This window comes from Synechococcus sp. LTW-R (assembly GCF_014217875.1).
Classification (GTDB): domain Bacteria; phylum Cyanobacteriota; class Cyanobacteriia; order PCC-6307; family Cyanobiaceae; genus Vulcanococcus.
In genome coordinates this window covers 1,473,495-1,499,611 of the sequence record NZ_CP059060.1, presented here as the reverse complement: position 1 = coordinate 1,499,611, position 26,117 = coordinate 1,473,495, and the positions used below count along the sequence as shown (strand labels likewise).

The window sequence follows — 26,117 nt, the reverse complement described above, 5'->3', positions numbered from 1 at the left end:
CCGGCTCAGCCGGGGGCTTTTTTTATGCCGGATCAGAGTGCGAGAAGTCCGGGCCTAACGCTTCCCCGGTTTCCCCGCCATCAACCAGGCCAGACCAGCGAGCAGCAGCCAGGGCAGCGGCCGCAGCTCAAACAGCGTCGCGCTGATGACCAGCAGGGGCTGGAACAACCATTCGTGCAGGCTCAGCAGGATCACCAGGAGCAGGGGCAACCAAGCCATCGCCGGTTAGTTCAAGCGCTCTTTCGGCATCACAGCACCAGCGCGGAGCAGGCGCCATCCGCCCCCCGGCTCTAGGGCAATCACGGTGCTGGCCTGACCGGAGGGCCTTGGCCATGGTTCGGGGGCCAGTCGGTTGAGTTCAGGGAACGTCCGCTCCACGTCTTTTGCGTTCTTGCAGGGTTCCTCCCCGGAGCGATTGGCGCTGGTGGTGGCCAAGGGGCCGCTGATCCGCAGAAGTGCCCGCGCTTGCTCGCAGGCCGGTACCCGCAGGCCCAACGCTGACCCACCGGGGTTAAGCAGCTCGAGCTGCGGGCCTGCGGCCGGAACGACCAGGGTCAAAGCACCGGGCCAGTGCCGCTCCATCAGCTCCAGCCAGCTTGGCTCGGGTTGCAGCTTCAAGCTGCTGAAGAGCTGCTCGCCGTCCGCGCCCATCAGGATCACGGGCTTGTTCTGCGGGCGTTGTTTGATCTGCCAGAGCAGAGCGGCATGCTCCGGTGTTGTCGCCAGCGCCGGCAGGGTGTCGGTGGGGAAGACGCCGGCCTGGCCCTGTTGGAGTGCCGCCGCAAATGCTGTCGCCTCGAGGCTCTGGCCCACGGCTAGTCCTTCTCCGTTTTCTTGGGCCGCTGTGCAATGGCGAACCGTTGGACACCCTCCAGGTCGGTGTGGGCTTGTTCATTGACGAGGCCGGCACGGTCCAACAGTTCAAGCACCGTCTTGCTCTGGTCATAGTGGTGCTCCAGCACTAGCCAACCGCCTGGCTTTAGGGCTGCGCAGGCTCCGCCGGCAATGGCTCGAATGGCATCCAAGCCATCGCCACCCCCATTGAGGGCGAGTTCCGGTTCGTGATCGCGCACCACCGGTTCAAGATCCGCCCAGATTGCAGCTGGGATGTAGGGCGGGTTGCTGACCACCAGATCGAGTTTTCCCCACCGGTCTGGGATCGCCTCCCACCAGTCCCCTTGCGCGAAGGCCAGAACTCCTTTCCCCAGGAGCGCTTCAGCGTTCGCCTTCGCCTGAGTCAGGGCCTCGCGGGATTGGTCCACGGCCACGCCCTGGCTACCCGGCAGCGCCTTGGCCAATCCGATCGCAATGCACCCGGATCCCGTTCCCAGGTCGGCCCAGTGCAGATCGCCTTGGCGGTCTTCGCCGCTGAAGCACCCCACGGCGAGATCAACGAGCAGTTCGGTTTCTTGGCGGGGAATCAAGACCCCCGGGGCCACCTTGAGTTCGAGATCGCGCCAGGGGCAGAGGCCGACCAGGTATTGCAGTGGAATCTGCTGGCGCAGATGGCGCCGCCAGAGCTCCTCAAGCGTTTCGAGCCCGTGCTCGAGCGTCAGCGTCGATTCGGGATGGAGCCGCAAGGCCTGCAACTGCTGCCGGCGCACCCCCCCTTTGAGGTCCAGTAACCAGTCCAGCTCGTTGGCCCCTCCGCCCTCGTTAAGCATGGTCTGGCGCCAGCTCAGCAGGGTTTTGGCTGTGACCGACTCCTTCATGTTCCTTAGCCTATGAACTCTTCACACAGCTGGGATGCCACCACAGACCTCGAGTGCTGCGCACCAGTCTCGCCAGCTCCAGCAGCCGTTGATTTAGGTAACTAGCGCGTTGTCCCACGGATTTGACCAACCAGCTCGAGTAGCTCAAACCCGACTCAGACTTCACGATCTAAAACGTCCTTCTATTGAGAGAAAACTACTACTCTTTAATGGATTCATGTGACTTAAGAAGGAGTGGAGGATTCATTGCTAACTGTGCTAAGCAATATTTAAGACCTCAAGTTCTGCGCTAATAGAAAATCGCTAAATTCAGCGATTCTTTCGGCATCCTTATCGGTTGTGCGCAGGCGCGCAATCAACGCTTTGAGAGAATTTAATTGATGTAACTGTTGTAATGTTGCAATGGTATATTATTGACAAACTGATTTCTTTTTGTTGAGTTGAACTCAGATCAGGCTTGGCTGTTGACTCTCTCGCTGCTGAGTGTTGATAAACCCAGCATGGATGGGGAGTGAAATGTGAACCCGTGGTGCTTGATCTTGGTATTTGAAACCGACGCGTTTACTACACGGGCCCCATTGGGTGCACCGCGCCATATCACTGGGGGAAGTCCCCTGCGCTCACAAATTATGTTGGCCAATTGCCTGCGGCTTAGGCTCATATCGTCGACAAGGTTGAAAGTCCCTTTTAGGTTGTCCCTCCTGGCAAATTCTACGCCTCGAGTAATGTCCTCGAGGTGAGTCCAGGCGGGAATATGGTCACCATCTCGAGAGATGTTGCGCCCAGCGGCTTGTTGGACTAGGGCAACCATGTCCCGGCCAGGTCCATAAATGCCTCCCAAGCGCAGTACGCAGACATCTCTGTTGTCTCCCTGCAGCCCAAGTATCTCCTGCTCAGCATTGATAAGTAGACGGTTTATTGGATGGCTGAGGTCAAGTGGTGATCCTTCGTGCACCCTGTTCCCGCCTTGGTCCCCGAAGACTCCGACAGTGCTGATGTAAGTGATGTGAAGAGGCCGGGTATTAGAGGATATCTTTAAAGCTTGAACAAGGTTGCCGATTCCTTTGGCATAGACATCTTCGTAGTTGTCGTCTTGCCGGGTGGGGGCAACGCTGATCAGTAAGCCATCTAGCTTTTCAAGGAAGCGGAAATCTGCTTGTTCGGAGGCAAGATCCAGTAGCGCTGGCGTTGCACCCAGGGCCTCAACGAGCGGGAAACGCAACTGATCTCGGACTGTCGCTACGACGTCGTATCCGGCCCTGTGGAGCCGCCTGGATACTGCCGAACCCACGTAGCCGCAGCCAATAACACCAAAGCGCTTGAGCACCACAACAGCGCAGCTTAATAAAACTATACAGACCGACCGCTCGTGCTGTGGCGCTGTCATCAGATGTGGGGATCCGAACCTTGCGGAGCTCGCACTGCAGCATTGGGCCAGCGATCTTTTGGAGGGTTGGGTTTTTTGATGGATTCCGCATCGCGTGAGAACTGGCTCAAGATCGCTGCTTGTTTGGAACGATCTACTTCCTCGGGTGGCTGGTTTTACGCCCGAGCTAGAGCAATTGCTGAGGGGCAGCCGGATCCATTGGCAGAGTTGGATGAGTTCCTGCCTTAATTCGTCTTTACTGCATTCCCGCTACAGATCGTCCCTAACTTCACCGTATTCGTTGAGGTATTCCTCGATGAGTGGCGATGGTTCTTCTCGCTGGAGGGCTCCTATTTCGCGTTTGATGTTTGCTTCCATGTCTTTGTTCTGACTAGTTATGGCGATTGCCAGAACCTTCTCGAGCCGTATTTGCTCGCTCTCCTTCCAGGCTTGGTCCACTTTCTTGGCGGTCTTCACTTGCCTTATAATCACATCTTCTCGAGAGGGCTTGCCCCTCTGGGCTATAAGTTGAGCTTATGCGATCGGTCGAATTGCTTAATCTCGCTTGATCGCCCGCATTGTTTTCTTTAGGTTCCTTCAAGAGAAATGCGTCGAGCCCCAGCAGGGGCTCTTTTTTTGCCTGTTAGTGGATCCTTCTTTGTTCGCCCTCTCAGTCGCCTAATAATCGAGCCCAAGGTGGCGGTTTCCTGTTTTATGGGGTCCGTCGTCATTCCGCCGGCTGGCTTTGGCACCTGGTCTTGAAGAGTTTTGATGAGTATCCTTCTGCCGTCATTGCTGAATTGTTGCCAGCGGTTTAGCTTCAACGGCATCCGCCCGACTTGGGCTCTTGATGACCAGGCGCCCGTCAGAAGGAAGGTCGTGATCATTTCACTCCGCTCGACGCGGTGAAGTCTCGCGATTGCCCGTGCTGTGATCGCCGGATGCGCTCCGTTCCTTGCGTCACTTCCAAGCCTGAACCGCCTCGATTTCATGCGCGACGACTTTGGGCTGGACTCGCAAGTCTCATCCTGGCACACTGCTGCACCGGTGCGGCGAATGAGATGCTCAGAGTTGATCTCTTGCCTACTGCATGATGGATGAGCAATTGGCCCAGATTGCGGCTCAGTTCAATGAGGCTGCCGCATTCGTGACCCCAGAAGTCATTCGTGCTGGACGAAGGAGTCCTGCCGGGGCGAAGTCCCTGTCCGCCATTGAGTACGCCATCAACACGATTGGTAAGGCGTTGGTTTTGACGGACCTAAGCATTGACCCCGAGCAGGACGTTGAAATCTTGCGGAACTTCAGGAAGGGTGAGTCCTAGCCTGTTCCTGTATGAGTTGATTGTCGATGCCGTATAGCCGTGTGATAGATGCTGAGTCCCAGGTCCAGGTAGTTGCTTGCTGTTTATGAGTATTGAATAGCGTGAGCTCTAAGCCAAGTGATACGCCGTCAGCCATGACTTCAAAGGTAGACGTCGTTTCGCCTCTGGATTCGCTGAGGTAAATGGGGCGTGGAAGATCACCCGAAAAGGCTGCATGATCATGCCCTGCTCTCCATTCCACGATCACAACCATTGATTCAAGCCAGTTCCTGCGTTGTCGGACTATTGCCCTTCGGCGCTCATGTGGTCTGCAGATGCAAAACTCTGTGGTCCAGAACTCTTGCGTGAGAAACTGGGGGCCGAGGGACCAATGACCAGCGGCTTCAATTTGCATCGATTCTGGAATTTCACGAAAAGCGGAGCGTGCAATCTTTCCAGACTGCTGGTATGTCAGTTGAGCTTCGATCAAGCCATTGTCTTCGCTAACGCTGAGGTTGCATGGAAAGCGTTCGCATTCCTCTCGACTGGATCCGATGCGAATGAAGATGCTCTCCCATTTTCCGCAGTTTGCATTTATTAATCTTGTTTTACGTTGCGCATCTTTGCTGTTTTGATGTTCTTGTGTTGCCACTGGCTGCCTCTCTTGCTTGAGCTGTTTTCTGTCTTTTGGATAAATTTAGTGTATCTGTTTTGTTTTGACGGAGCTGTTGTGGAAGGATGATAGCTTCTGTTGCCCAGTGGAGTCTTGGTTTCCCCGTTCTTTCGCAGAGTGCTTCTGGTCTTATTGGGGCTCCTCGGGTTTATTGGCTTGACTCTTTTGGCCCAGGCCCATGTCATGCCTCAAATTCGGCAGTCACTTGGTGCTATGGGCGTTTGGGCTCCTATCGGGATCATGCTGTTGCGCGGAGTCAGCATTGTTCTGCCAGCTTTGCCGAGCACCGCTTATTCTCTTGCCGCCGGTGCTCTACTGGGTTTTAAGACCGGCTTTTTGACGATTGTATTCACTGACATACTTGCCTGCTCCCTAGCATTCTGTTTGGCTCGTCAGTTTGGAAGGGGCCCCGTGCGTCGGCTAGTTGGTGGCAAAGCTATGTCTGTTGTGGAGCGTTTCAGTGGCTCCAAGGTTGAGTCCAATTTCTTTTTGATGACCGGTCTTTTGATGACCGGTTTTTTTGATTTCGTGAGTTATGGCTTGGGTATCGCAGGTACGCCGCTAAAGCGTTTCCTGCCGGCTTTATTTTTGAGTGTCTTCATGAGTGACCTGCCGATTGTGGCTCTTGGCGCTGGCATTTTCGACAGTGGAAAGTCGACCTTGGTCGCCGCGGTTGTAGGTGTGTTTGTCTTAGCGTTGATCCAGTCCACGGTTCGACGCCGTTTTTCGTTGCTGAACCGAAAATAGAACCCGAACACTTGATCATGGCTTCGATGGATCCTATCAAACAGTCCCTAGAAATGTCTTTTGAGACTGAGAAGTTCGTTCGCCTAATTAATGATTGTAGAGATTTCGATGAGTTGCGTGAGATAGCGCTTTTGCTTGTTCAGCAGTTGGCACAGCAGAAGGCTGCGCGAGCGTGGATGGCAACTCGTGCCTCTCAATCTGAAAATTCGAAACTCGAGATGCTTGCCGAGCTGATTCGACGCTCTGAATGAGGGGTCTTCTGGAGTAGAATAGTCCATAAGACTATAACGCGTCGGCGCCCTGCCTGCAATGCGAAGTTGCAATCTTGCTTCAGTCAAGGGAGATGACTAACAGAATCCGTGCGATGTGTTCATGGCGTCTTGCCCGCAATTCTTGTGTGCGTTTGGATTGTTGCAGAAACCAAGGTATGGCTGGGAGATCTTGGAAAATATTTCTAGATAAGGGTTGGTCGGTAATTGATGTCTATGAAAATGTCCTTACATCGCGAACGCCCGCATCAAGCTTTAAGGTCCTTAAAGCCTCACCCATGTCACGACCTGCTTTGTTATCTCCCACAATTTGCAGGTTCATGCCCAGGCCGTACCAAGTCTCGCTCCAGCAGTGTTTGCTGAGACATTGCAAGCGAGCAGCCAGTGCATCAAAACAGCAGAACCACTAGATCACCCCATTGGCTCGTGCGTATTGATTCGGAGCTTGATGCCATTGCTCTAGCCGTGGAATTGCCCCGCGCATGGCGTGCCATGCGAAGGATGTTGGGACATGGTGCGGACCATGAGCTTCTGGCATTGGGAGGTCGCAAAGACAACCCATGCATGCCGGGATCACCTCTCCAAGAGGGCTACTGGGGCGTCGACGTGGTCGAAACTTATGACGCAGGCGCTTTCCTCAAGACCATTAGTTGGGACGGCCTCAAGCAAGGACGACCCGTTGATGGGGTTTTTGAAGTTTGGGGTTAGCTCTATTTGTATCCTCCGGTGGTAGGGGGTGGGCTTTTGTCTGAGCTATTTGGTTTGGCACATTGGTCCTGCGCACGTTCGATGACTTAATGCATCCGCACTACTGCGCGGCCTTTGAGTCTTGCCTTGGACCTTTCTTTAGGTGCTCAAGCGCTTGCAGCAGGTCCTCAGGTGCTTTGCGTAGCAGTCGCCTTTGCCCGGGGCCTTGGCTTAGGTCCACGAGCACCAGCTCCACGTGCGCTTCGGCGGCCACGCTTCCATTGGCCTTGAGGAAGGCGCTGCGCCAAGGGAGCTTGACCCCCTTTTGGGGCAGCACCCAGCTCTCGACCCGGACGGTCTCTCCGTGCAGCAGGGCTTGCCGGTAGTCGATCTTTAGGGAAATGACGGGCAGTTCCAGGCCGCGTTCGGAGAGGTCGCTGTAGGCCAGGCCCGCCCGGCGGAGGGCTTCCACGCGGGCTTCCTCCAGCCAGGCCAGATAACTGCCATGCCACATCACTCCGGCATGGTCGGTGTGTTGGGGCAGCACCGCTCGCTCGATCTGCCAAGGGCGCTGATGTTGCTGCTCCGTCACGGTCTCGGGCACAAGTCGAGGTTGCTGGCCAATCAGCCATAGGCTGCCCCAACGCGCCCCTGGGATGTGTTCTCCAATCTTCTGATCGCCGATTCAGGCAAAGGCCACGTCGAGGAAATGGTGCGCATGCTGCGCGACATCCCAACCGTGCGGCAGGCCCGCATCAACCTCCTGCATGTGGTCTCCGAGCAGGCCGGTCAGGACTACGCCGAGCATTCCCAGAAGGCTGCAGGCATCGTCGCTGAGGCCGTTCAGCGACTGGGACTGAATCCTTCTGAGGTCAACACGATCATTCGCCAAGGCGACACCAAGCAAACGGTGTTGAAGGTGGCCGATGAATTGGACGCTGATCTGATCGTGATGGGCTCTCGGGGCCTGGGCCGGCTGCAGTCGATCCTGAGCAACAGCGCGAGTCAGTACGTCTTCCAGCTCTCGACCCGGCCGATGTTGCTGGTGCGCGATGACCTTTATGTCCGTCATATCAATCGCGTGATGGTGGCGATTGACGGCACCGGGGTCGGTGATGACGCGTTAAAGCTGGCCTGTGAGCTCGTGCGTGATGTGCCCGGCAGCACGTTGACCGGCGTTCACATCAGCCGCCAGGACATCACCCCCACCCGTGGTGGTCAAACCCCTGCCGATGAATTGCTGGAGAAGGCCGTGCAACGGGCCCGTGGTTTTGGCGTTGAGATGAAAGCGATCCACGGCACGGGTGACGTTGGCCGCGGTTTCTGTCAGGCCGCTGAAGAGCACAACGCTGATCTTGTCGTGATCGCCTCCCAGGACCGACGCCCGCTGGTGGCCCGCGGTCTTGTCGATATCGATCGCCTGTTGGGCTCCTCGGTGAGCGACTACATCCGGGTGCATGCTCCGGCTCCGGTTCTTCTGGTGCGCGAGCCCGAAGGTCGCGGCTGAGGATCCAGGCGGCACACTCCTTTTTGATTGCGGCTCGAGACAAGAAACCCCCAGGACCGCTAGGCCCTGGGGGTTTGTGCTGCGCCTTCAAGGGCGAGGTGCAGGCACAAAGAAAACCCTGAACGCATCAAGGAGAGGCGTCCAGGGTTGGCGAAACCAATGGAGCCGGCTCAGCTCTGGCGGCTGCTGGTCTGGATGTACAGAACAATCAGAAACACCGTCGGCACCAGCACGAACATCAGGCTGGCGACGAAGCCGAGATCGTTGGTTTCCATCGCAAAAGTCTTGAGCCAGGTGACCGTATCACCGCCAAAGGGGCTTCATCAGGCCTCTTCATCCCTCGTTGTGGTTTCGGCCTCGGCAGCGGTTTCTGCGGCGTCCTCCTCCTGGGGCTCAGGTTCCGGCCAGGCTGTGGGCCCGGCTGGCAGCGGGTTGGCTTTGGCGGTGGCAATGCGTTGCTCGGCGTCCCCAAAGCGCACCTGGGGTCGGGTCAACACCAGGACCGATTGTTGGACGAGGGTCTGGCAGGCCAGGCGCCAGGTCTGGGGCCGGCGGCGCAGCTTCTGCTCTTCAACGGCGGTCCTGCCGCTCAGGCTTCCGGGACTGCTTTCGCCCACCACATCGACGAAACAGGTGATGCACTGGCCGCAGCCGCCGCAGTTTCCGAGCTGCCCTTTGAGGCCATAGAGCTCAAGGCCTTCACGCAGGGCGACCTCGCGGAGGTTCTCGCCGGGGTAGCACTCCACATCCCGGCCCTCACGAACGAAGCGAATGACGGGCATGGCGGCGGAAACGGAATCTCCGCATTCTGAGGGAATGGATTGCGATTTGTAACCGCGGCTTTGCTGTGAGGAGCGCTCCCTGGGGCTGCAGAGCCGTTTTCCCGTCACGGCACGTTTCAGCTCGCGACCCTTCAAAACGTTCCGTCAGCTGAAACCCTTACGATCGCGAGCACGGATCAACGATTTGCTGGCTTTCGCTGGCAAAGCCTGATCGCGCTGACTTCCGGTTTCGGTTTTCTGAAGCGGAAGCCTCGATGTTTCCTCGGACCTGACCCCCATGGGATTGCCCTGGTATCGGGTGCACACGGTCGTGATTAACGACCCGGGCCGTTTGCTCGCCGTGCACCTCATGCACACTGCCTTGGTTGCCGGCTGGGCCGGTTCCATGGCGCTCTATGAGCTGGCTATCTTCGATCCCTCCGACCCGGTGCTCAACCCCATGTGGCGCCAGGGCATGTTTGTCATGCCGTTCATGGCTCGCCTGGGTGTGACGGATAGCTGGGGCGGCTGGAGTATCACCGGTGCCACCGGTGTCGACCCCGGCTTCTGGAGTTTTGAAGGTGTGGCAGCTGCTCACATCGTTTTCAGTGGCCTGCTGATGCTGGCCGCCATTTGGCACTGGACCTACTGGGATCTGGAGATCTGGCAGGACCCTCGCACTGGCGAGCCTGCCCTTGACCTCCCCAAAATCTTCGGCATCCACCTGCTGCTCGCTGGCCTCGGCTGCTTCAGCTTTGGTGCCTTCCACCTCACCGGCGTCTTTGGCCCCGGCATGTGGGTCTCTGATCCCTACGGCGTGACCGGACACCTTGAGGCTGTACAGCCCTCTTGGGGTCCTGAAGGGTTCAACCCCTTCAACCCTGGTGGCATCGTTGCCCACCACATCGCAGCAGGCATTGTCGGCATCATTGCCGGCGTTTTCCACATCACCACTCGTCCGCCCGAGCGCCTCTACAAGGCTCTCCGCATGGGCAACATCGAGACGGTGCTCTCGAGTGCCATCGCCGCTGTGTTCTTCGCCGCCTTCATCGTGGCTGGAACCATGTGGTACGGCGCCGCTGCAACCCCCATCGAGCTCTTCGGTCCGACCCGCTACCAGTGGGATCAGGGCTACTTCAAGACCGAGATCAACCGCCGCGTTCAGACCGCTCTGGACAACGGTGCCACTAAGGAACAGGCCTACGCCCAGATTCCTGAAAAGCTGGCCTTCTACGACTACGTCGGTAACAGCCCTGCCAAGGGCGGTCTCTTCCGCGTCGGTCCGATGGTCAACGGTGATGGCCTGCCCACCGGCTGGCTGGGTCACATTGCCTTCACCGACAACCAGGGTCGCGATCTCGAGGTGCGTCGTCTGCCCAACTTCTTCGAGAACTTCCCTGTGGTTCTGGAAGACAGCCAAGGCATCGTCCGCGCTGACATTCCTTTCCGCCGCGCTGAAGCGAAGTACTCCTTCGAGCAGACCGGCGTGACCGCCACCGTCTACGGGGGTGCCCTGAACGGTCAGACCTTCACCGACCCCGCGGACGTGAAGCGCTTGGCTCGCAAGGCCCAGCTGGGTGAAGCGTTCGAATTCGATCGCGAGACCTATCACTCCGACGGCACCTTCCGCAGCTCCCCCCGCGGCTGGTTCACCTTCGGCCACGCCTGCTTCGCGCTGCTCTTCTTCTTCGGTCACATCTGGCACGGTGCTCGCACCCTGTACCGCGATGTGTTCGCCGGTATCGATCCCGATCTCGGTGAGCAGGTTGAGTTCGGTCTGTTCCAGAAACTGGGCGACCGTTCCACCCGTCGTCTGCCGGAGGGCTACGTGCCCCCCGCAGGCACCACCCTCAGCTGAGCGCCTCGGAGGTAACTCATGGAAAGCTTTGCTTACATCCTGATCCTGGCGTTAGCCATCTCCACCCTGTTCTTCGCGATCGCCTTCCGCGATCCCCCGAAGATCGGCAAGTGATTCGACTCTCCTGAGTCCACAGGCCCCCGCCACCGGCGGGGGTTTTTTCATGGCTGGGGATCCCAGTCAACGGAGCTGCGGCTCTTAGGCAATCTCATTTCGACTTTTCTGCCCCTTGTTTGAGCGCTGAGTCTCATTGGTTTATGCGGGGAGTTGAACTGTTGCTGTGCAAGACCCAAGTTGCAGCAGCCCTTCTCAAAGGGAATTGTTCTGTCTAAACTTGAGCAACTTCTCCGGCGGAACTTCGGGCATGCAGTGCCCCTCCTGTCAGCACACCGATAGCCGCGTTCTTGAATCGCGTTCCGCGGACACCGGTCGCAGTGTGCGTCGTCGTCGGGAGTGTCTGAATTGCGAGTTTCGCTTCACCACCTATGAACGGGTGGAGACGGTGCCGATCACGGTTCTCAAGCGCAACGGCAATCGGGAAGCGTTCAATCGCGGCAAGCTCCTCCACGGTCTGCTGCGGGCCTGCGACAAGACGGGCCTGGAGCCCAGCCGCTTGGAACTGGTGGTCGACGAGCTGGAGCTGGAGCTCCAGAGCCGCAGCGGTCGAGAAGTCTCCAGTAAGGACATCGGTGAATTGGCCCTGCAGCACCTCGCAGGGATGAGTGACGTCGCCTACATCCGCTTCGCGTCGGTCTATCGCCAGTTCCAGAGCGTTGCTGATTTTGTGGCGACCCTGGATGGCCTGAATCGCAAGCCCAAGGGCAAATCCCTCGCGGCTGCCGCAGCCCCTAGCTGAAAGGGGCTGCGGCAGCCGACCTCTATAGTTTTAGATTCCTCTGCGACGGTGGCGGCCGACGCATTGGTTCCTTCGCGCTGCCTTGGGCAGTCCGCCAACTCTCCATGACCGTGACCCCTTCCGATCTCAACACCAGCGAGACCGACGTGGCCGTAGAGGCTGTCGATCAAGACGTCGTTGATGCTGCTGCTGAGCTCGATCTGGATATTCCGGAAGAGGTGCCCAGCGCCGACGACCCCAGCAGCCGTGCTGTGGCTCGCGACCTCGATGGCGTTGGCTTCACCCTGGATGAGTTCGCGTCGCTGCTGAGCAAGTACGACTACAACTTCAAGCCTGGCGACGTGGTGAAGGGCACCGTGTTCGCGATCGAGTCCAAGGGCTCCATGATCGACATCGGCGCGAAGACCGCCGCCTTCATGCCTATGGCAGAGGTGTCGATCAACCGCGTTGAGCACCTCAGCGACGTGCTCGAGCCCGGCGAAGAGCGCGAGTTCTTCATCCTCAGCGAAGAGAACGAAGACGGTCAGCTCACCCTCTCGATCCGTCGGATTGAGTACCAACGCGCTTGGGAGCGCGTGCGTCAGCTTCAGAAGGAAGACGCCACCATCTACAGCGAAGTGTTTGCCACCAACCGTGGTGGTGCACTGGTGCGGGTGGAAGGTCTGCGCGGCTTCATCCCCGGTAGCCACATCAGCACCCGCAAGCCCAAGGAAGAGCTGGTTGCTGAATTCCTGCCTCTGAAGTTCCTTGAGGTGGACGAAGAGCGCAACCGCCTCGTCCTCAGCCATCGCCGCGCTCTGGTTGAGCGCAAGATGAACCGCCTCGAGGTGGGCGAAGTGGTGATCGGTACCGTCCGTGGCATCAAGCCCTACGGCGCCTTCATCGACATCGGCGGTGTCAGCGGCCTGCTGCACATCTCCGAGATCAGCCACGAGCACATTGAGACCCCCCACACGGTGCTCAATGTCAACGACCAGATGAAGGTGATGATCATCGACCTCGACGCCGAGCGCGGTCGGATCTCCCTCTCCACCAAAGCCCTCGAGCCCGAGCCCGGTGACATGCTCACCGATCCCCAGAAGGTGTTCGAGAAGGCTGAGGAAATGGCCGCCCGCTACAAGCAAATGCTGCTTGAGCAGGCTGAAGACGGCGAAATGGCTTACGAGTGAAGCTGAGCCATGGCTGAGCTCCTGTTGCGTGGCACGGAGCTTGGAGCCATTGATGCGGTGCTGTTCGACAAGGACGGCACCCTCAGCATTAGTGAGCCCCAGCTGTTCACCCTGGCGGAAGCCAGGGTTTTTCTCTGTCTGGAGCAGGTCAGCTCTGAGCGGCGCGAGACGCTCAAGGATTTGCTGCAACGGGCCTACGGCCTGCGGGCCGATGGCGTCTGCCCGGCTGGGATCACGGCGGTGGCGACCCGCGATCACAACCTGATCGCTACGGCGACGGCTCTGGTTCAAGTGGGTCTGGGCTGGCCTGAGGCGCTGGCCATCGGCGAGCAGGTGTTTGCCCAGGCCGATGCCGTGGATGCCCGCCGCTCAGCCGCGTCCACGACCCCGACGAGCTCCACCACCGAGGGGCTGGTGCCATGGCTCGAGCAATTGCAGGCGGCCGGTGTGCGTTGCGCCGTGATCAGCAACGACGACATGGCCGGCATTGAGCACTTTTTGGCCGCCCACGGTCTGCGCTCGTTCTTTTCGGGGCTTTGGAGCGCCGAGCACCGTCCCCGCAAACCCGACCCTGCAGCCGTCCATGGCCTCTGCGCCGAGCTGGGCGTTCAGCCGCATCGCTGTGCCCTGATCGGCGATGCCAACAGCGACCTACACATGGCCGTTGCTGCGGGAATTCCCCACCCCTTGGCCCTGGGCTACACCGCGGCTTGGCGCACCCCACCCCCCCTGGCGGAACCACATCCCCTGGTGCATGCCTGGAGCGAATTGAGCGTGGGACCGTCCCCTAGGTTGGCTCTCAACTAAAGAGACCAGTCCAGGCATGAGCCGCTACGTCTTCACCTCGGAGTCGGTGACCGAAGGTCACCCCGACAAGATCTGCGACCAGGTGAGCGATGCGGTGCTAGACGCCCTGCTCGCCCAGGACCCCGCCTCTCGAGTGGCTTGCGAGACCGTCGTCAACACCGGTCTTTGCCTGATCACCGGCGAAGTGACGACGACCGCCAAGGTCGATTACATCGGTCTGGTGCGCGGTGTGATCGAGAAGATCGGCTACTCCGGTGCCCGCGCAGGTGGCTTCGATGCCAACAGCTGCGCCGTTCTGGTGGCCCTCGATCAGCAGTCGCCGGACATCGCCCAAGGGGTGAATGAGGCCGACGACCACGCCGGTGATCCCCTGGACCTGGTGGGTGCTGGCGACCAGGGCATCATGTTCGGCTACGCCTGCAACGAGACGCCGGAGCTGATGCCGCTGCCCATCAGCCTGGCCCACCGTCTCTCCCGTCGCCTGGCCGAAGTGCGCCACAACGGGACCCTCCCCTACCTGCTGCCGGACGGCAAAACCCAGGTCAGCGTCGTCTACGAGAACGACCAGCCCGTGGCGATCGACACGATCTTGATCTCCACCCAGCACATCTCCGAGATCGACGGGGTGAGCGAAGAGAAGGCCATCCGCGAGCGCATCTCTGCTGACCTCTGGGCCCATGTGGTCGAGCCGGCCACCGCGGATCTGACCCTCAAGCCCTCCAAGGACGGCACCCGTTTCCTGGTGAACCCCACCGGCAAATTCGTGGTCGGCGGCCCCCAAGGGGATGCCGGCCTGACGGGCCGCAAGATCATCGTGGACACCTACGGCGGCTATGCCCGCCACGGCGGTGGCGCCTTCTCCGGCAAAGATCCCACCAAGGTGGACCGCTCTGCCGCCTACGCCGCCCGTTATGTGGCGAAGGCCCTTGTGGCCGCTGGTCTGGCCCGCAAGGCTGAAGTGCAGCTGAGCTACGCCATCGGTGTCGCCAAGCCCGTCAGCATCCTGGTGGAGACCTTTGGTACGGGTGTCGTGAGCAACGACGCGCTGACCGCCCTGGTGCAGGAGCACTTTGATCTGCGCCCCGGCGCGATCATCGACACCTTCAGCCTGCGCAATCTGCCCCAGCAGCGCGGCGGCACCTTCTACCAAGACGTGGCTGCTTACGGCCACTTCGGCCGCAGCGACCTGAACCTCCCCTGGGAGAACGTCGACGCCGTTGCCGCGACCTTGAAGGCAGCCCAAGCGGCTTGATCGATACCGGCCGTGAGCCACTGGGCCTGGGGATCGACCTGGGCACCAGTGGCTTGCGTTTGGCGGTCCTCGATCGTTCCGGCACGGTGCTGGCGGAGCGATCGAGCGATTACCCCGGCTCCTTTGAAGACCCCCTCGGCTGGCGTCAGGGGGTCATCACCCTCTGCGCCGCACTACCCGACGACCTGCGCGATCGGGTGGCGGCTGTGGCCGTTGATGGCACCTCCGGCACCGTCCTGGCGTGCTCAGCCAACGGGGACCCCTGCGGCAGTGCCCTCCCCTATTTCTTGGCCTGCCCGGAGCAGGCGCAAGCGGCGACTGAGTTGGCGGGCAGCACCGCGTCGCCCGCGGCCAGTGCCAGCGGCAGCTTGGCCCGGGTCCTGCGTTTGTTCGCCAGCTCCAGCGGCGAACGGTTTGTCGTGCGTCATCAGGCCGATTGGCTGAGCGGATGGTTGCTGGGGGATTGGCGCTTCGGCGAGGAAGGGAACAATCTCCGCCTGGGCTGGGACCTGGGCCAGAGGCGTTGGCAGGGCGCCATTGCCGAGCAGCCCTGGAGTGGGGCCCTGCCGGAGGTCGTCGCTTCCGGTGCGCTGCTCGGTCCGTTGTCGCCGGCCGCCAGCAACGCCCTGGGATTGCCGGCCCACTGCCAGGTGGTAGCGGGCAGCACCGATGCCAACGCGGCGGTGTTGGCCGCTGATCCCCAGCCCGGCGATGGGGTGACGGTGCTGGGCACCACCCTGGTGCTCAAGCAATGGTCCAAGACCCCGCTGGCGGGGCCTGGCATCAGTTCCCATCGCGTCGCGGGGCGCTGGCTTGTCGGTGGTGCCTCCAACGCCGGGGCCGGTGTTCTGCGCCAGTTCTTCTCCGATGCCCTGCTCGTTGAACTGAGCCGCCAGATCGATCCGCGCAGCAGCAGCGGCCTGACCCTGCGGCCTCTGCCCCGCCCGGGGGAGCGCTTCCCTGTGGACGACCCGAACCTGGCGCCGATCCTGGAGCCCCGGCCCATCAGCGATGCCCTCTATCTGCAGGGGCTGCTCGAGGGCCTGGCGCAGATCGAGGCCCAGGGCTGGGCGACGCTGCAGCGCCTGGGGGCTGAGCCGATCCAGCGGGTGATCAGCCTGGGGGGCGGAGCCCGCAATCCCCAGTGGCGGCTGATCCGTCAACGCATCTTGGGGGTCCCGGTGTTGAACCGCCCCCACTGCACGGGGGCCGCGGGCATGGCCAGACTGGCGCTCACTGCCGCTTGCCCCCCGTGAAGGAACGCCTCGCCTCCTGGCTCTCCATTGCGTTGTTCGTGGTTCTTGCGGGGTACGTCGGCTTCTCCGGTGTCCGCTTGGGTCTTCTGCTGTGGCAGCGCTTCGCAGGGGCCTAGGGAAGGGGGCAGAATCGGCGAGTCTTGAGCTGTGCACCGATGTCTGCTGACCCCCTCACTCCCGCCGTCAGCGATCGGATTTGCAAGCACATGAACGACGACCACGCTGAGGCGGTTCTCGCCTATGCGCGTCACTACGGCGGTGTCGAGGCTCCGGTTGCAGCTCGGATGCTGGCCGTGCGTCCTGAGCTGATGGAACTTGAGGTTGATGGCGCCTGCGTTGAAGTCCGCTTTGACCACACCCTGACCGACAGTGAGGACGCCCACCGGACACTGGTGTCCATGTTGCGGGCCATGCCTCAGGCCTGAGTCCCCTGCGCCAAAGGCCCTGGGAGAGGGCGGCTGTGATCTAAGATCGACGGGTCGCGCGAGCGACGGGCCGGGATAGCTCAGTTGGTAGAGCAGGCGATTGAAAATCGCCGTGTCCCCAGTTCAAATCTGGGTCCTGGCATTCATCAATTCAATATTTTCGCTCGGTCGAACGGTACGTATGCCAATCAGCATTCCCGATAAGCCAGGCGAACTCTTTGATAACGCCGACAGTTTCGGCATGGTCTTTGATGCTGCGTTCAAGCGTCATGCGAGCACTGGAGCGCATGACAACCTGAGCCTGCAAGAGAAAAAAGACCTGGCGATTCAGGCCTGTTCCGATCATCCTTTCTTTTTGAGCAACCCAAAAGTGGCAGCCCAAGTCGCTGACTTCAGGCTTCGTTTGTTCGGTCACTAGTTGGGTTTGACCAGGGTCCCTGGTCGCCTAGCTCAAGCCGCGAACTCATCCATAAAGGGTTGTTCAACCTCATCGGGGAATGGATTGTCTTCGATGAATTCCTCTTCGCTCTCAATGGCTTCGAGAGCTACGGCGTGTGTCGCTTGGATTCGATTCGGGTTGGTCAGTAACTCTTCGAGCCGGACAATGCGGCGCTCGGTGCACTCCAGCGTTGCGGCGGTGTCTTGGTTGAGGCCTTCCGTTGGCTGGACTTCGGCCAGTTCACTGGTTTTGTTTTCGAGAGCTCCGAGCCGTTCTTCCAGCTCAAGCACGCGAAAGGTCAGGGATTCGCCGATCACGCTCAGTGCTTCCAGGCTTTGGCTCAACGATGCAAGCACGGCGGATTGCGAGCGGGCCTCAGGGTTGGCTGACGATCCTGCCGACATGTGAGGAGATCTGGAATTGGCTGGATGGTATCGGCTTCAGGGAAAGACGCAAGCGTCTGGAATCAAAGGAGTGCACGTCGGTCTTCGATTGTTTCGCATTGGGGCTTTGTTAGATCAATAGAGTGTTATCCTGGTTTTATTGATTTCAGTCAAGTGACAAACCTTGCCGGCGCGCTAACGCGAATGCTTTCGGGCAGCTTTAGTAATCAAGCTCAGGCATTTGAGAACCCACCGCTCTACGGAAATATCCTTGTCCGGATTCGTCCGATTATTCATCTTCAGGCCTATAGCCTTTTGCTTGAGCAGGCCTATGCGATAGCCCCAAATGAGCCTTATCGGGTCAGGGTTCTGCGGCCCGGTTATCTCGAGGATGGGACGCTTTCCATTTTAAATTTCGCGATCGAGTCTCCTGAGCGTTTTTATGGCGCTGTCGAGGACCCAGCAAGGCTTGCTGAGCTTGCCGAGGCTGATTTAAGGCTTTTGTCTGGCTGCACCTATTGGGTGGATCAGACCAATGGAGGGTTTAGTGGAAAGGTTGAACCGGGTTGTAATTGCAAGGTCTTTCGTAAGGGGCGTGATTCCTATCTGTTGAGTGAGTTTGAGTTGACCCCTCAAACGATGCAAACGATTGACCGTGGTTACGACCCGGTGACCCATGAGCACCTTTGGGGATCAATCGCTGGACCATTCCGTTTTGAAAAGCTTTGCGACTGGAGTCAAGAGGTGCCAGCGGGTTGGAATTAAATTCGTCAGGCGGACTCTCGGTTGAGCCATGAAGCGCCTGCTTGATTCCGAGATCGATCGGCTTCGTCTCCTGTCTGGTGGCGAACGAGAGTTGCGGTTTGATCGGGACGGTGAAGTCCTGCGGATTGATTTGCGCGAAGACTATATTCAAATGTGGCAAGATGAGGCCACTGTTAAAGGAAATGCGGCCAATCTCTTCTTGGCTTGTGAGAATTCCGGTGGCAACCTGGAGTCGACAAAGTTGACCTGGGTGGTCGGCTCCGCGATTCGTCCTGAGACCGTTCAAACCAAGGAAGAGTTCACTGAGATCCTGTTGAACCTTGGAGTCTCTCGGAACCTTGCCTCCTTGGCTCTCGAGCATTGTCCCGGTTTGATTGGCACGATCGCCTGGGCCCTGTATTTCGAGAGGCACGGATGGTTGACGGCAACTCCGATCTGCAATCTCTGATTCGGCGGGCCAAGGTTTTTAACCCTGACCTGTTCAACGATCTCCCAGCTGAGCTGTATCAAGTTCTTGTTGAGGCGAATTGCAGCAAGCGTCAGCTCAATGATGCTGAGCTCATTCAATTCTCAGCGCATTCCAGCCTCCCTCCTGAGCAGTTGTTGGCGCTCAGGAGTTTGGTCGAGCCCTGTGTTCGCGAGGCCCGTTCTGCGTTGGCTTCGCAGCATCCGGAGTTGTTCATTGCCGGTGGGGCCTTGGCGAGCCCTGAGCGTGCCGAGGCGTGTTGGCGTGATTGTGAGAACTTTTTTCGGGTGGTGATTTATGCCGTTGCCGCAGCGCGACCTCGGTTTAGTGATCAGCCATCCATCGATGCCTTGAACGAGCTCTACGGACGCATGGGCGTTCCAACTCAAGGGCTCGCGTATGCCTTGAGCCAGTTGAGTGCGAACTCAAGGGCAGCCTTCGAATCGCTCTACGACCACTCCCCAGTCACAACCTTGCTTCAAGACTCTTTTGATAATTTACGTGAACTGCTATTTGGGGGCTCTGTAAAGAGCTAAGAAGCTTTTTCTGGAACCTGCTTAGGCCCATTGCAGTATGGCCGCAGCACATTGATGGTTGATGGCTCTTCCCCTCCTGGAAGCCCCCTGTTCCACGCAAAACTCCCGGGTCTCTCTGAAGGCCTCCCTGCAGGGTAATCCTGCTGCTTTTGATCAGGACGAGCGTAAAGCTGTCATCGAGAAATCGTACAAGCAGATCTTCTTTCATGCCCTAAAGGTTGATCGAGAGCCATATTTAGAGTCGCAATATCTCAACGGTTCGATTACTGCGAAGGATTTTATTCGCGGGTTGCTTCTGTCTGATCGCTTTGTTAGCGACTACTACCAGTGCAACTCGAATTACCGGATGATCGACCAGGTCATTGGGCGTGTCCTTGGCCGTCAGGTTTATTCCAACGCAGAGCGTCTGCGCTGGTCGATTGTGATTGCGGAGCAGGGCTTCCCCGCTTTTGTGGATCAGGTGCTGGATAGCGACGAATACCTCTCGAACTTTGGCCTGGATCTGGTCCCCTCCCAGCGCTCCAGGGTCTTGCCTGGTCGTGCCACTGGCGAGCTGCCGATCTATCAGCAATTCCCCCGCTACGGCGCGGACTGGCGCGATGTGATGGCCAAGCGGGCCCCGTCGCCGAATGCGACTTCCAATGTGTTGTCTGGGCAGGTTTCAGAGGCTTGGGTTAATGGTCAGCCTCCCGCTTGGGCGCTGAAGGTGTGGCTTGCTGTCGCCATCGTTGGCGGGGTCGAGATCACCCGTGTGTTGCTGACTGTCGCTTTGGCGGCCCTGCGCCACTCCTGATCTCGTCGGAGTCCTTAGCGTTCCGCCTTCATCTCACTGAATCCAGTGCTCGACCTTCTGCAGTGGCAGCCTCCTGAAGACCTGCTGCCAACGGTTGGTTGTGCTGCACCCCTGGATGGTCGCGGTGCTGATTGGAGTGGGCGGGACCTCGCTGGCGTTGATCTTCGGGGAGCGGTCCTCTGTCGGGTCGATTTGCGCGGGGCTGATCTCAGCGCTTGTGACCTCGATGGTGCTGACCTGCGCTTGGCGCGTTTTGATGTGTTCACGCGCTTCCCTGAGGGGTTTGACCACCGCTCGTCTGGGGCTGTTGGTCCTGGCGCCAAGCTGAACGGTGCCTTCCTCAACAGTGCGGACCTTCGCGGCTTGGATCTGCGTGGCTGCAATCTGATGGGGGCTTATCTCAGCGGTGCGGACCTCAGTGGGTCGCTCTTGGATGGTGTTCGCCTGGTCGGCGCTGACCTGCGATTCGCTGTTTTGCGGGGAGCGTCCTGTGTGGGCGCCAGCTTCTCGGGGTGTCAGCTGGATTTTGCCGATTTCAGGGCCGCTGATCTGAGCTCCGCCCGGCTTGAGGGCGCTGAGACCCTCGCCGGTGCTGATTTTTGCGGTTGCGTGGGACTCGACGCCGAGCGCTCTGCACTGCTGTCGAGGCCATATAAGGAGTTGGACACCTGGAACCCCTTGACCCGCGAGACGACGCGGACCAGCCTCGAGACCTAAGGCTTCGTTGAGTCACGCAACATTGAGAAACAATTGGTTGAGCTTTATGAAGGCGGCGGGCCCCGAGTTTCCTTTGCCCTGAGGATGAGTCAGCTGATTCTGTCCGCAGCCCATGCCCTTCGGTCCTGCCTCTCTCCTTGGGGTTGAGCGCTTCGCCCAAGAGAGCGAAGCCCCCCTTGAGCTCATCCCCGGTGATGACGATGCCAAGAAAGAACAGATCATCACGGCTGTCTACAAGCAGGTCCTGGGCAATGCCTACGTGATGGAGAGCGAGCGTCAGCTCGTCGCCGAATCCCAGTTCAAGCTCGGCGAAATCAGCGTGCGTGAATTGGTGCGCCGCATCGCCAAGAGCGAGCTGTACCGCGATCGCTTCTTCGACGCCTGCTCCCGCTACCGCTACATCGAGCTGGCCTTCCGCCACCTGCTGGGACGCGCCCCCGTGGACTTCGATGAGATGCGTGCTCACGCCGAGCGGCTCGACAGCCACGGCTACGAAGCCGACATCGACAGCTTCATCGACAGCGCCGACTACCAGGACACTTACGGCGAGTGGACCGTTCCCTTCCAGCGGGGCTGGAAGACCGAATCCTGCACCACCTTGCAGGAGTTCACCTGGAGCTTCCAGCTGCTGCGTGGCAACAGCAGCAGCAGCTTGAAAGGCGATCTTTCTGGCATCAGCAGCAAACTCGGCGGCAACGCCTACCAGAACCGCCCGATGGCGGTGGTGCCCCCCTCCTCCACCAAAGCCACCGGCTGGAGCTTCCGTCCGTCCAAGAACCTGCAGGACGCCCCCACTCGCCACGGCGTGGGTGCCGGCGAACAAGGCAAGACCTACCGGGTGGAAGTCACCGGCTACAGCGCCAACAACGTCCGCCGGATCTCCCGCTACACCCGCTCCAACCGGGTGTACTTCGTGCCCTTCGACAAGCTCTCCGAGCAGTTCAAGCGCATTCACCGCGAGGGCGGCAAGATCGCCAGCATCACGCCTGTGAACTGACGTCTCCAGCGTGATCCTCCGCTCCAGGCGGGCTTAACGACCATTGCGCATCAGGTCGGCCCGCCTGAACTTCCCCCGCCTGACACCACAACCCTCCCCTCACCCCCCTGAACACATGTCCGCCTCCCAAGGCTTTGGTGCCGCTTCCCTTAACGACGGCCCCGTTTCCTTCAGCCGTAACCGCAACGCAGCCGCCAAACCTGCCCTGAGCAACGGTGAGTTTCTGCGCCAGTCCTGCTCGACGATGAAGATCGCCATCGGGCCCCGCAATCACGAGGATTGCCCCCATGGCGTCACCGCTCAACGCTATGCCCCTGGCGATGCGGCCGCACTGGAAACGGCGATCAACGCGGCTTATCGCCAGGTTTATGGCAACGCCCACGTCATGGACAACGAGCGCTCTGTTGAACTGGAGGCTCAGTTCTGCAATGGCGAACTGGACGTGCGCGACTTCGTGCGTGGCCTTGCCAAGAGCAGCTTCTACCGCGCCCGTTTCTTCGAAGGGGTTGCCCCTCAGCGCGGGATCGAACTGAACCTGAAGCACCTGCTGGGGCGACCTCCAGCAAACCAGGCGGAAATGTCAGCCCACATCACGCTGCTGGCGAGTGGCGGGCACGATGCCGTCATTGATTTCATTGTCGATGGAGCGGAATACGCAGAAGTGTTCGGCAACGATGTGGTGCCCTACACCCGTTCCTTCACTTCAGCTGCTGGAACACCCAATAGCAGCTTCGCCAACATGGCAGCCCTCGAGCGGGGATTTGCGATCAGCGACAGCGCTATCGGCGGCCGCAGTCAATTGAGCAACGCTCTTGCACGCGGCACGACCCCTTACATCCAGATTCCTTCCGGCGTTCGAAGCGGAGGTGGTGTCAGCTCGGGTTCTGGTGCCGTGTCCTTCACGCCGAAAAAGCGGGCCTACAGCGATGGTGGCGACTTCACGCCGATCCGCAACGACGCCTATGTGGGCTTTGGACTCGGCCAGCGGGAGCAGGAAGTCTTCCAGCGCTGCACTGGGGACACCGCAGACACCATCAATGGACTGATCCGGGTCACCTACCGCCAAGTGATGGGCAACCCCCACCTGATGGAGTCGGAACGGGTCATGTCCGCCGAAAGCAAGTTCGCTGAGGGCTACCTCAGCACCAGAGAATTCGTGCGCTCCATTGCCCTCTCCCCGGAATACAGCCGCCGCTTCTTCGAAACTAATGCGCCCTACCGCTTCGTCGAGCTGAATTTCAAGCACCTGCTGGGCCGTGCCCCGGTCTCTCAAGCCGAGCTCAGTGAGCACATCCAGATCCTGGCCAATGACGGCTACGAAGCTGAGATCAACAGCTACCTCGATAGCGCCGAATACCAGTCGACCTTCGGTGAAGACACGGTTCCCTTCATGCGGATCCTCAGTGAGCAAGGTCGCTCGCAGCTTGCCTTCAACCGTCATCTCTCTCTCGCCGAGGGCTTCGCAGCCAGCGATTCGGTCCTGAACAGCTCAGCGCTGGTGACCTCAGTGGCCACCAACAGCGTCCCCAGTGGCTGGCGCACCACCACCACCCGCACCAACCGCAACAGCGCCGTCGCAGGATCTTCCTCCGCAACGACCAAGCGCTTCCGCATCGTGGTGCAGGCTCAGCCCCGCGGCGGCCGCCAGCGCACTCCGAATGCCAGCTACCTGGTGTCGGGCAAAGACATGAGCAGTCAGATGAAGTACATCCACGCCCGCGGCGGCCGGATCGTCACCATCACCGAAGTGATGTGATCGCTGCTCGTCTCTATCCCCTAGCCATGTTCTGACAAGAGGGTCTCCATCCCTGTCAATGGAGATGGAGACCTCCTCTTTCGCATTTCCCTCAACCCATGACAACCGCCACACTCACCTGCCCAGCCAATCAAGACCGCAGCCAAGCCGACGACGTTCTCCGTGCCGCCTACCGCCAAGTTTTCGGCAACCGCTACCTGATGGAGCTTGACGTTCAGCCCTCGATCGAGGCGCTGTTCATGAATGGCGACCTGACCGTGCAGGGTTTGGTCACAGCTCTTGCCCAGTCGGAGACGTACCGCCGCCTCTATTTGGAAACCAACAGCCCCTACCGATTCGTCGAGCTGAATTTCAAGCACTTGCTGGGCCGTCCACCTCGCGATCAAGCCGAAGTCAGCGAGCACGTTCGTCGCCTCGCCGACCAGGGTTTTGAAGCGGAGATCGCGAGCTACATCTACAGCGATGAATACCTGAACAATTTCGGTATCGACGGTGTTCCCTTTGCTCGTACAGCGACAAGCGTTGTGGGAGAAAGCACTTTGGCATACCAGCGCACCCAAGCCATGGATCCGGGATACGCCGGGTTTGATACCAATGGCGCTTCCGTCTTGCAAACGAGCGTCGCTTCTTCGACCAACCCCACCGCAGCCGGTGCCCGCAAGGTCGTGGGTGGTGGTGAACGCTTCACCATTTCCTGGACCTCCCGGCTGCAGCTGGGAAGCGTGCGTCGCTCTGCGCAGCGTTCGGTTGTGAGCTACGGCTCCTTATCGAAAACCATCCAAAGCATCCAAGCCCAGGGTGGCCGCATTCTTTTTATTGCGAACGCTTAAAGCTTGTACTGATCCGGCCCTCACGGCCGGATCAGTCCGTCATGATTGACGCCTAAATCGTCTGGACCCAATCGGTGAATCCAGGGAGATTTCGTCCCCTGAAACGCCAGCTTTTGAATCATGCCCATCCTTCGTCAACCCACCAACAGCCAGCCGGGATCGAATCAGGGCTTCCAGTCTTCTGTGTCCTCCGTTCCTGTAGCCATGTCGATGATGATCGACTCCATGGTGAACATGGTGCAGCACAGCCGTCCTGATCTGAAGGCTGAGACCGACTCCAGCACCAAATGAACATCGAGCAATTTGTTGCTCAAAGCGAGGGAACGTGGCGATCAATGCGATCTGGCCACTCCCTCGCTTTTCAGCAATTTGAAGAAGTCCTCAGTGAAGTTCAAATATCACGGATTGAAGCTTCCGATAAAGAGATCAAGGACTTGATTCAATCGTCGAGCCTCAGTCAAGAATCAGAGGTCTCGGCACCCTTTCGAATGACCTGGGCCGCCGAAAGCGATTGGGAACCTGATGATCCAAATGAGGTTTCATCCGGTTCATGTCTGATTGTGCCCATTCCAAGCGATGGCAGCAAAGGCGTTCTGCTTCGGAGTGTTGGCTATGCAGAAGCAGCGCCAGCAGAATCCAGCTACAGCTTTCTCAGCGACGGAACATTTCTGCTCACCACGCAATACGAGCAATCCATTGCCGAGGAACGCATCTGGTTTGTCTCGGAGCATGTTCGCTGCCGCTCCTCCGTGCTCCGCACATCGGCTGGATCAGGTGTGTTGCAAACGTCCTTCGCTTCTGAAGTGCGGCGCCTGAGCAGCTGATCCCACGCCAATGTCAGACAACAACGAGGCTCTTCTCCTCTTCGCCAAGACGCTCGCAGGGCACTACAGCAATCTCCAACAGTCTCAGGAGAATCCCAAGGATTTCGCTCACATCAATATCTTTTTTCGCCCGCTTCCCTGGGATGTTCTGAAAGCACCTGGGTTTTATTCAGAGCAAAGTTATGACCATGATCCCTGGAGGCCCTATCGCCAAGGCATTCATCGATTGCTCCCGGCCGAGGGTGAGACGTTCATCGTTGAGAACTACGGATTCGCCGATCCCATCCGGTTGGCGGGTGCAGGCCAACGCCCTGAACTCCTCAACAGCCTCAAGCCTGAGTCTCTGAAACCACGTTGTGGCTGTGGGATGCACTTTCGCGAGGTTGAATCCGGTCGATACCTGGGTGAAGTGGAACCCGGCAAGAACTGCATGGTTCCCAGGGATGGCCGGCTGACCTATTTGGTCAGCGAAGTGGATGTCAACGCCACAGACTGGATCAGTCGCGATCGAGGCTTTGACCCCGACACAGATGAGCAGCGCTGGGGCTCCGAACACGGGCCGCTGCGGTTCAAACGTGTGGCTCACCTCGGGAACGAGCTGGACCAGAACTGGCTCCAGTGGTGAGCGTCCTCCTCGTCTGAGCGGCTAGACGATGTCTGCAATTGAGGCCGAGAAACAACTGAAAACCTGGATCCGGTCGCAGCATCTGATTTGCGAAGGAACCGATTTCATCTTTGAAACGGTGGATCAAACCCACCTCGAAAAATTCGAGCGTTGCATTGAAGCCATCGGTGGACGCGTGCGAAAAATTGCAGCTGCCGGCAACTGGCCGATGGGGCCAAGGCGCACCTTCAAGATCCTTCGCGCCACAGCATCAGTTCCCAGGCCCGGTGGTGAATCACTGGTGACCTATTGGGCCAAACGTGGCACCACACGCACCCGCTATGCGGAGATCAGCTGAAGCG

General features: G+C 59.1%; 35 protein-coding genes and 1 tRNA gene. 27 read left to right on the top strand and 9 right to left on the bottom strand.

Annotated features, from left to right (window positions below):
* Window positions 1-54 precede the first annotated feature (54 nt).
* The 5 genes from H0O22_RS08610 to H0O22_RS08590 all read right to left on the bottom strand — a co-directional run bounded on the left by H0O22_RS08610 (window position 55) and on the right by H0O22_RS08590 (window position 3,555).
* A complete protein-coding gene (locus tag H0O22_RS08610) occupies window positions 55-219 on the bottom strand; it encodes a hypothetical protein (protein WP_185186273.1) in 165 nt (54 codons plus the stop codon).
* A 6-nt stretch (window positions 220-225) separates the two neighbouring features.
* Window positions 226-813 carry an L-threonylcarbamoyladenylate synthase gene (locus H0O22_RS08605; protein ID WP_185186272.1) on the bottom strand — a complete coding sequence of 196 codons (588 nt, stop codon included), beginning with the start codon at window positions 811-813 and terminating at the stop codon, window positions 226-228.
* 2 nt (window positions 814-815) lie between these two features.
* Window positions 816-1,712 (bottom strand): peptide chain release factor N(5)-glutamine methyltransferase, encoded by an 897-nt coding sequence (gene prmC, locus H0O22_RS08600; RefSeq protein ID WP_185186271.1) that lies wholly within the window; start codon window positions 1,710-1,712, stop codon window positions 816-818.
* A gap of 451 nt (window positions 1,713-2,163) precedes the next feature.
* The gene (locus H0O22_RS08595; protein WP_255439241.1) at window positions 2,164-3,099 is read right to left on the bottom strand and encodes an NAD-dependent epimerase/dehydratase family protein; all 936 of its coding nucleotides are present in this window, start codon (window positions 3,097-3,099) and stop codon (window positions 2,164-2,166) included.
* 249 nt (window positions 3,100-3,348) lie between these two features.
* A complete protein-coding gene (locus H0O22_RS08590; protein ID WP_255439240.1) occupies window positions 3,349-3,555 on the bottom strand; it encodes a hypothetical protein in 207 nt (68 codons plus the stop codon).
* A 616-nt stretch (window positions 3,556-4,171) separates the two neighbouring features.
* Between H0O22_RS08590 and H0O22_RS08585 the strand changes: the two genes are divergently transcribed.
* From H0O22_RS08585 to H0O22_RS08570, 4 genes are all read left to right on the top strand, one after another.
* Window positions 4,172-4,399 carry a hypothetical protein gene (locus tag H0O22_RS08585; RefSeq protein ID WP_185186270.1) on the top strand — a complete coding sequence of 76 codons (228 nt, stop codon included), beginning with the start codon at window positions 4,172-4,174 and terminating at the stop codon, window positions 4,397-4,399.
* 745 nt (window positions 4,400-5,144) lie between these two features.
* A complete protein-coding gene (locus H0O22_RS08580) occupies window positions 5,145-5,798 on the top strand; it encodes a TVP38/TMEM64 family protein (protein ID WP_255439239.1) in 654 nt (217 codons plus the stop codon).
* Window positions 5,799-5,815: 17 nt separating this feature from the next.
* On the top strand, window positions 5,816-6,049 hold the full coding sequence (locus H0O22_RS08575) for a hypothetical protein (RefSeq protein ID WP_185186269.1): 234 nt from the start codon (window positions 5,816-5,818) through the stop codon (window positions 6,047-6,049).
* 402 nt (window positions 6,050-6,451) lie between these two features.
* Entirely contained in the window at window positions 6,452-6,775 is a 324-nt protein-coding gene (locus H0O22_RS08570; protein ID WP_370521422.1) for a DUF2656 family protein, read from the top strand.
* Window positions 6,776-6,875: 100 nt separating this feature from the next.
* Here the strand turns inward: H0O22_RS08570 and H0O22_RS08565 are convergent, their stop codons facing one another.
* A complete protein-coding gene (locus tag H0O22_RS08565) occupies window positions 6,876-7,346 on the bottom strand; it encodes an acyl-CoA thioesterase (protein WP_255439238.1) in 471 nt (156 codons plus the stop codon).
* 66 nt (window positions 7,347-7,412) lie between these two features.
* Here H0O22_RS08565 and H0O22_RS08560 point away from each other — a divergent pair, with 66 nt between their 5' ends.
* Window positions 7,413-8,261 carry a universal stress protein gene (locus tag H0O22_RS08560; protein WP_185186267.1) on the top strand — a complete coding sequence of 283 codons (849 nt, stop codon included), beginning with the start codon at window positions 7,413-7,415 and terminating at the stop codon, window positions 8,259-8,261.
* Between the two features lie 170 nt (window positions 8,262-8,431).
* On the opposite strand, the gene psbM is transcribed toward H0O22_RS08560, so the two are convergent.
* Both psbM and H0O22_RS08550 read right to left on the bottom strand, forming a co-directional pair.
* Entirely contained in the window at window positions 8,432-8,536 is a 105-nt protein-coding gene (psbM, locus tag H0O22_RS08555; RefSeq protein WP_010314676.1) for a photosystem II reaction center protein PsbM, read from the bottom strand.
* 48 nt (window positions 8,537-8,584) lie between these two features.
* Entirely contained in the window at window positions 8,585-9,043 is a 459-nt protein-coding gene (locus H0O22_RS08550) for a 2Fe-2S iron-sulfur cluster-binding protein (RefSeq protein WP_185186266.1), read from the bottom strand.
* 277 nt (window positions 9,044-9,320) lie between these two features.
* Between H0O22_RS08550 and psbB the strand changes: the two genes are divergently transcribed.
* The 10 genes from psbB to H0O22_RS08500 all read left to right on the top strand — a co-directional run bounded on the left by psbB (window position 9,321) and on the right by H0O22_RS08500 (window position 17,063).
* A complete protein-coding gene (psbB, locus tag H0O22_RS08545) occupies window positions 9,321-10,880 on the top strand; it encodes a photosystem II chlorophyll-binding protein CP47 (protein ID WP_185186265.1) in 1,560 nt (519 codons plus the stop codon).
* A gap of 18 nt (window positions 10,881-10,898) precedes the next feature.
* Window positions 10,899-10,994: a photosystem II reaction center protein T gene (locus tag H0O22_RS08540; RefSeq protein ID WP_010314684.1), complete on the top strand. Its 96-nt coding sequence runs from the start codon at window positions 10,899-10,901 to the stop codon at window positions 10,992-10,994.
* A gap of 250 nt (window positions 10,995-11,244) precedes the next feature.
* A complete protein-coding gene (gene nrdR, locus H0O22_RS08535) occupies window positions 11,245-11,736 on the top strand; it encodes a transcriptional regulator NrdR (RefSeq protein WP_185186264.1) in 492 nt (163 codons plus the stop codon).
* 104 nt (window positions 11,737-11,840) lie between these two features.
* On the top strand, window positions 11,841-12,905 hold the full coding sequence (locus H0O22_RS08530; RefSeq protein ID WP_185186263.1) for a 30S ribosomal protein S1: 1,065 nt from the start codon (window positions 11,841-11,843) through the stop codon (window positions 12,903-12,905).
* Between the two features lie 9 nt (window positions 12,906-12,914).
* Entirely contained in the window at window positions 12,915-13,712 is a 798-nt protein-coding gene (locus H0O22_RS08525; RefSeq protein WP_185186262.1) for an HAD family hydrolase, read from the top strand.
* Window positions 13,713-13,728: 16 nt separating this feature from the next.
* On the top strand, window positions 13,729-14,964 hold the full coding sequence (gene metK, locus H0O22_RS08520; protein WP_185186261.1) for a methionine adenosyltransferase: 1,236 nt from the start codon (window positions 13,729-13,731) through the stop codon (window positions 14,962-14,964).
* Window positions 14,961-16,220, top strand: coding sequence for an FGGY-family carbohydrate kinase (locus H0O22_RS08515; protein ID WP_185186260.1), 1,260 nt, complete (start codon window positions 14,961-14,963; stop codon window positions 16,218-16,220). Before metK ends, H0O22_RS08515 begins: the two co-directional genes overlap by 4 nt.
* 155 nt (window positions 16,221-16,375) lie before the next feature.
* Window positions 16,376-16,645, top strand: coding sequence for a DUF2470 domain-containing protein (locus H0O22_RS08510; protein WP_185186259.1), 270 nt, complete (start codon window positions 16,376-16,378; stop codon window positions 16,643-16,645).
* Between the two features lie 69 nt (window positions 16,646-16,714).
* Window positions 16,715-16,787, top strand: a tRNA-Phe gene (locus tag H0O22_RS08505).
* A 39-nt stretch (window positions 16,788-16,826) separates the two neighbouring features.
* Window positions 16,827-17,063, top strand: a complete 237-nt coding sequence (locus H0O22_RS08500) for a hypothetical protein (RefSeq protein ID WP_185186258.1) — start codon at window positions 16,827-16,829, stop codon at window positions 17,061-17,063.
* Between the two features lie 32 nt (window positions 17,064-17,095).
* Here the strand turns inward: H0O22_RS08500 and H0O22_RS08495 are convergent, their stop codons facing one another.
* A complete protein-coding gene (locus tag H0O22_RS08495) occupies window positions 17,096-17,488 on the bottom strand; it encodes a hypothetical protein (RefSeq protein WP_185186257.1) in 393 nt (130 codons plus the stop codon).
* Window positions 17,489-17,641: 153 nt separating this feature from the next.
* Between H0O22_RS08495 and H0O22_RS08490 the strand changes: the two genes are divergently transcribed.
* The 12 genes from H0O22_RS08490 to H0O22_RS08435 all read left to right on the top strand — a co-directional run bounded on the left by H0O22_RS08490 (window position 17,642) and on the right by H0O22_RS08435 (window position 26,113).
* A complete protein-coding gene (locus tag H0O22_RS08490) occupies window positions 17,642-18,232 on the top strand; it encodes a chromophore lyase CpcT/CpeT (RefSeq protein ID WP_255439237.1) in 591 nt (196 codons plus the stop codon).
* A 28-nt stretch (window positions 18,233-18,260) separates the two neighbouring features.
* Window positions 18,261-18,680 (top strand): hypothetical protein, encoded by a 420-nt coding sequence (locus tag H0O22_RS08485; protein ID WP_185186256.1) that lies wholly within the window; start codon window positions 18,261-18,263, stop codon window positions 18,678-18,680.
* Window positions 18,647-19,234 carry a phycobilisome polypeptide gene (locus tag H0O22_RS08480; RefSeq protein ID WP_185186255.1) on the top strand — a complete coding sequence of 196 codons (588 nt, stop codon included), beginning with the start codon at window positions 18,647-18,649 and terminating at the stop codon, window positions 19,232-19,234. The genes H0O22_RS08485 and H0O22_RS08480 overlap by 34 nt, the downstream gene beginning before the upstream one ends.
* 61 nt (window positions 19,235-19,295) lie before the next feature.
* A complete protein-coding gene (locus H0O22_RS08475; protein ID WP_185186254.1) occupies window positions 19,296-20,027 on the top strand; it encodes a phycobilisome rod-core linker polypeptide in 732 nt (243 codons plus the stop codon).
* 45 nt (window positions 20,028-20,072) lie between these two features.
* Window positions 20,073-20,744: a pentapeptide repeat-containing protein gene (locus H0O22_RS08470; RefSeq protein ID WP_185186253.1), complete on the top strand. Its 672-nt coding sequence runs from the start codon at window positions 20,073-20,075 to the stop codon at window positions 20,742-20,744.
* 112 nt (window positions 20,745-20,856) lie between these two features.
* Window positions 20,857-21,741 carry a phycobilisome linker polypeptide gene (locus tag H0O22_RS08465; RefSeq protein WP_185186252.1) on the top strand — a complete coding sequence of 295 codons (885 nt, stop codon included), beginning with the start codon at window positions 20,857-20,859 and terminating at the stop codon, window positions 21,739-21,741.
* 115 nt (window positions 21,742-21,856) lie between these two features.
* A complete protein-coding gene (locus H0O22_RS08460) occupies window positions 21,857-23,497 on the top strand; it encodes a phycobilisome rod-core linker polypeptide (RefSeq protein WP_185186251.1) in 1,641 nt (546 codons plus the stop codon).
* A gap of 98 nt (window positions 23,498-23,595) precedes the next feature.
* A complete protein-coding gene (locus H0O22_RS08455) occupies window positions 23,596-24,327 on the top strand; it encodes a phycobilisome rod-core linker polypeptide (protein ID WP_185186250.1) in 732 nt (243 codons plus the stop codon).
* Window positions 24,328-24,447: 120 nt separating this feature from the next.
* The gene (locus H0O22_RS08450) at window positions 24,448-24,618 is read left to right on the top strand and encodes a hypothetical protein (protein ID WP_185186249.1); all 171 of its coding nucleotides are present in this window, start codon (window positions 24,448-24,450) and stop codon (window positions 24,616-24,618) included.
* Window positions 24,615-25,151, top strand: a complete 537-nt coding sequence (locus H0O22_RS08445; RefSeq protein WP_185186248.1) for a phycobiliprotein lyase — start codon at window positions 24,615-24,617, stop codon at window positions 25,149-25,151. Before H0O22_RS08450 ends, H0O22_RS08445 begins: the two co-directional genes overlap by 4 nt.
* 10 nt (window positions 25,152-25,161) lie before the next feature.
* The gene (locus H0O22_RS08440; RefSeq protein ID WP_115132302.1) at window positions 25,162-25,776 is read left to right on the top strand and encodes a chromophore lyase CpcT/CpeT; all 615 of its coding nucleotides are present in this window, start codon (window positions 25,162-25,164) and stop codon (window positions 25,774-25,776) included.
* Window positions 25,777-25,804: 28 nt separating this feature from the next.
* Window positions 25,805-26,113 carry a CpeR family transcriptional regulator gene (locus tag H0O22_RS08435; protein ID WP_185186247.1) on the top strand — a complete coding sequence of 103 codons (309 nt, stop codon included), beginning with the start codon at window positions 25,805-25,807 and terminating at the stop codon, window positions 26,111-26,113.
* Window positions 26,114-26,117: the final 4 nt, after the last annotated feature.

Bases quoted from the DNA above. Each gene is read 5' to 3' on its own strand.
- H0O22_RS08525 (WP_185186262.1), top strand. From the start codon at position 12,915: ATGGCTGAGCTCCTGTTGCGTGGCACGGAGCTTGGAGCCATTGATGCG.
- H0O22_RS08455 (WP_185186250.1), top strand. From the start codon at position 23,596: ATGACAACCGCCACACTCACCTGCCCAGCCAATCAAGACCGCAGCCAA.
- psbM (WP_010314676.1), bottom strand. From the start codon at position 8,536: ATGGAAACCAACGATCTCGGCTTCGTCGCCAGCCTGATGTTCGTGCTG.
- H0O22_RS08485 (WP_185186256.1), top strand. From the start codon at position 18,261: ATGAAGCGCCTGCTTGATTCCGAGATCGATCGGCTTCGTCTCCTGTCT.
- H0O22_RS08435 (WP_185186247.1), top strand. From the start codon at position 25,805: ATGTCTGCAATTGAGGCCGAGAAACAACTGAAAACCTGGATCCGGTCG.
- prmC (WP_185186271.1), bottom strand. From the start codon at position 1,712: ATGAAGGAGTCGGTCACAGCCAAAACCCTGCTGAGCTGGCGCCAGACC.
- H0O22_RS08550 (WP_185186266.1), bottom strand. From the start codon at position 9,043: ATGCCCGTCATTCGCTTCGTTCGTGAGGGCCGGGATGTGGAGTGCTAC.
- H0O22_RS08530 (WP_185186263.1), top strand. From the start codon at position 11,841: ATGACCGTGACCCCTTCCGATCTCAACACCAGCGAGACCGACGTGGCC.
- H0O22_RS08465 (WP_185186252.1), top strand. From the start codon at position 20,857: ATGCCCTTCGGTCCTGCCTCTCTCCTTGGGGTTGAGCGCTTCGCCCAA.
- psbB (WP_185186265.1), top strand. From the start codon at position 9,321: ATGGGATTGCCCTGGTATCGGGTGCACACGGTCGTGATTAACGACCCG.
- H0O22_RS08440 (WP_115132302.1), top strand. From the start codon at position 25,162: ATGTCAGACAACAACGAGGCTCTTCTCCTCTTCGCCAAGACGCTCGCA.
- H0O22_RS08585 (WP_185186270.1), top strand. From the start codon at position 4,172: ATGGATGAGCAATTGGCCCAGATTGCGGCTCAGTTCAATGAGGCTGCC.
- H0O22_RS08575 (WP_185186269.1), top strand. From the start codon at position 5,816: ATGGCTTCGATGGATCCTATCAAACAGTCCCTAGAAATGTCTTTTGAG.
- H0O22_RS08610 (WP_185186273.1), bottom strand. From the start codon at position 219: ATGGCTTGGTTGCCCCTGCTCCTGGTGATCCTGCTGAGCCTGCACGAA.
- nrdR (WP_185186264.1), top strand. From the start codon at position 11,245: ATGCAGTGCCCCTCCTGTCAGCACACCGATAGCCGCGTTCTTGAATCG.
- H0O22_RS08475 (WP_185186254.1), top strand. From the start codon at position 19,296: ATGGCTCTTCCCCTCCTGGAAGCCCCCTGTTCCACGCAAAACTCCCGG.
- metK (WP_185186261.1), top strand. From the start codon at position 13,729: ATGAGCCGCTACGTCTTCACCTCGGAGTCGGTGACCGAAGGTCACCCC.
- H0O22_RS08450 (WP_185186249.1), top strand. From the start codon at position 24,448: ATGCCCATCCTTCGTCAACCCACCAACAGCCAGCCGGGATCGAATCAG.
- H0O22_RS08445 (WP_185186248.1), top strand. From the start codon at position 24,615: ATGAACATCGAGCAATTTGTTGCTCAAAGCGAGGGAACGTGGCGATCA.
- H0O22_RS08500 (WP_185186258.1), top strand. From the start codon at position 16,827: ATGCCAATCAGCATTCCCGATAAGCCAGGCGAACTCTTTGATAACGCC.
- H0O22_RS08595 (WP_255439241.1), bottom strand. From the start codon at position 3,099: ATGACAGCGCCACAGCACGAGCGGTCGGTCTGTATAGTTTTATTAAGC.
- H0O22_RS08495 (WP_185186257.1), bottom strand. From the start codon at position 17,488: ATGTCGGCAGGATCGTCAGCCAACCCTGAGGCCCGCTCGCAATCCGCC.
- H0O22_RS08480 (WP_185186255.1), top strand. From the start codon at position 18,647: ATGGTTGACGGCAACTCCGATCTGCAATCTCTGATTCGGCGGGCCAAG.
- H0O22_RS08540 (WP_010314684.1), top strand. From the start codon at position 10,899: ATGGAAAGCTTTGCTTACATCCTGATCCTGGCGTTAGCCATCTCCACC.
- H0O22_RS08460 (WP_185186251.1), top strand. From the start codon at position 21,857: ATGTCCGCCTCCCAAGGCTTTGGTGCCGCTTCCCTTAACGACGGCCCC.
- H0O22_RS08510 (WP_185186259.1), top strand. From the start codon at position 16,376: ATGTCTGCTGACCCCCTCACTCCCGCCGTCAGCGATCGGATTTGCAAG.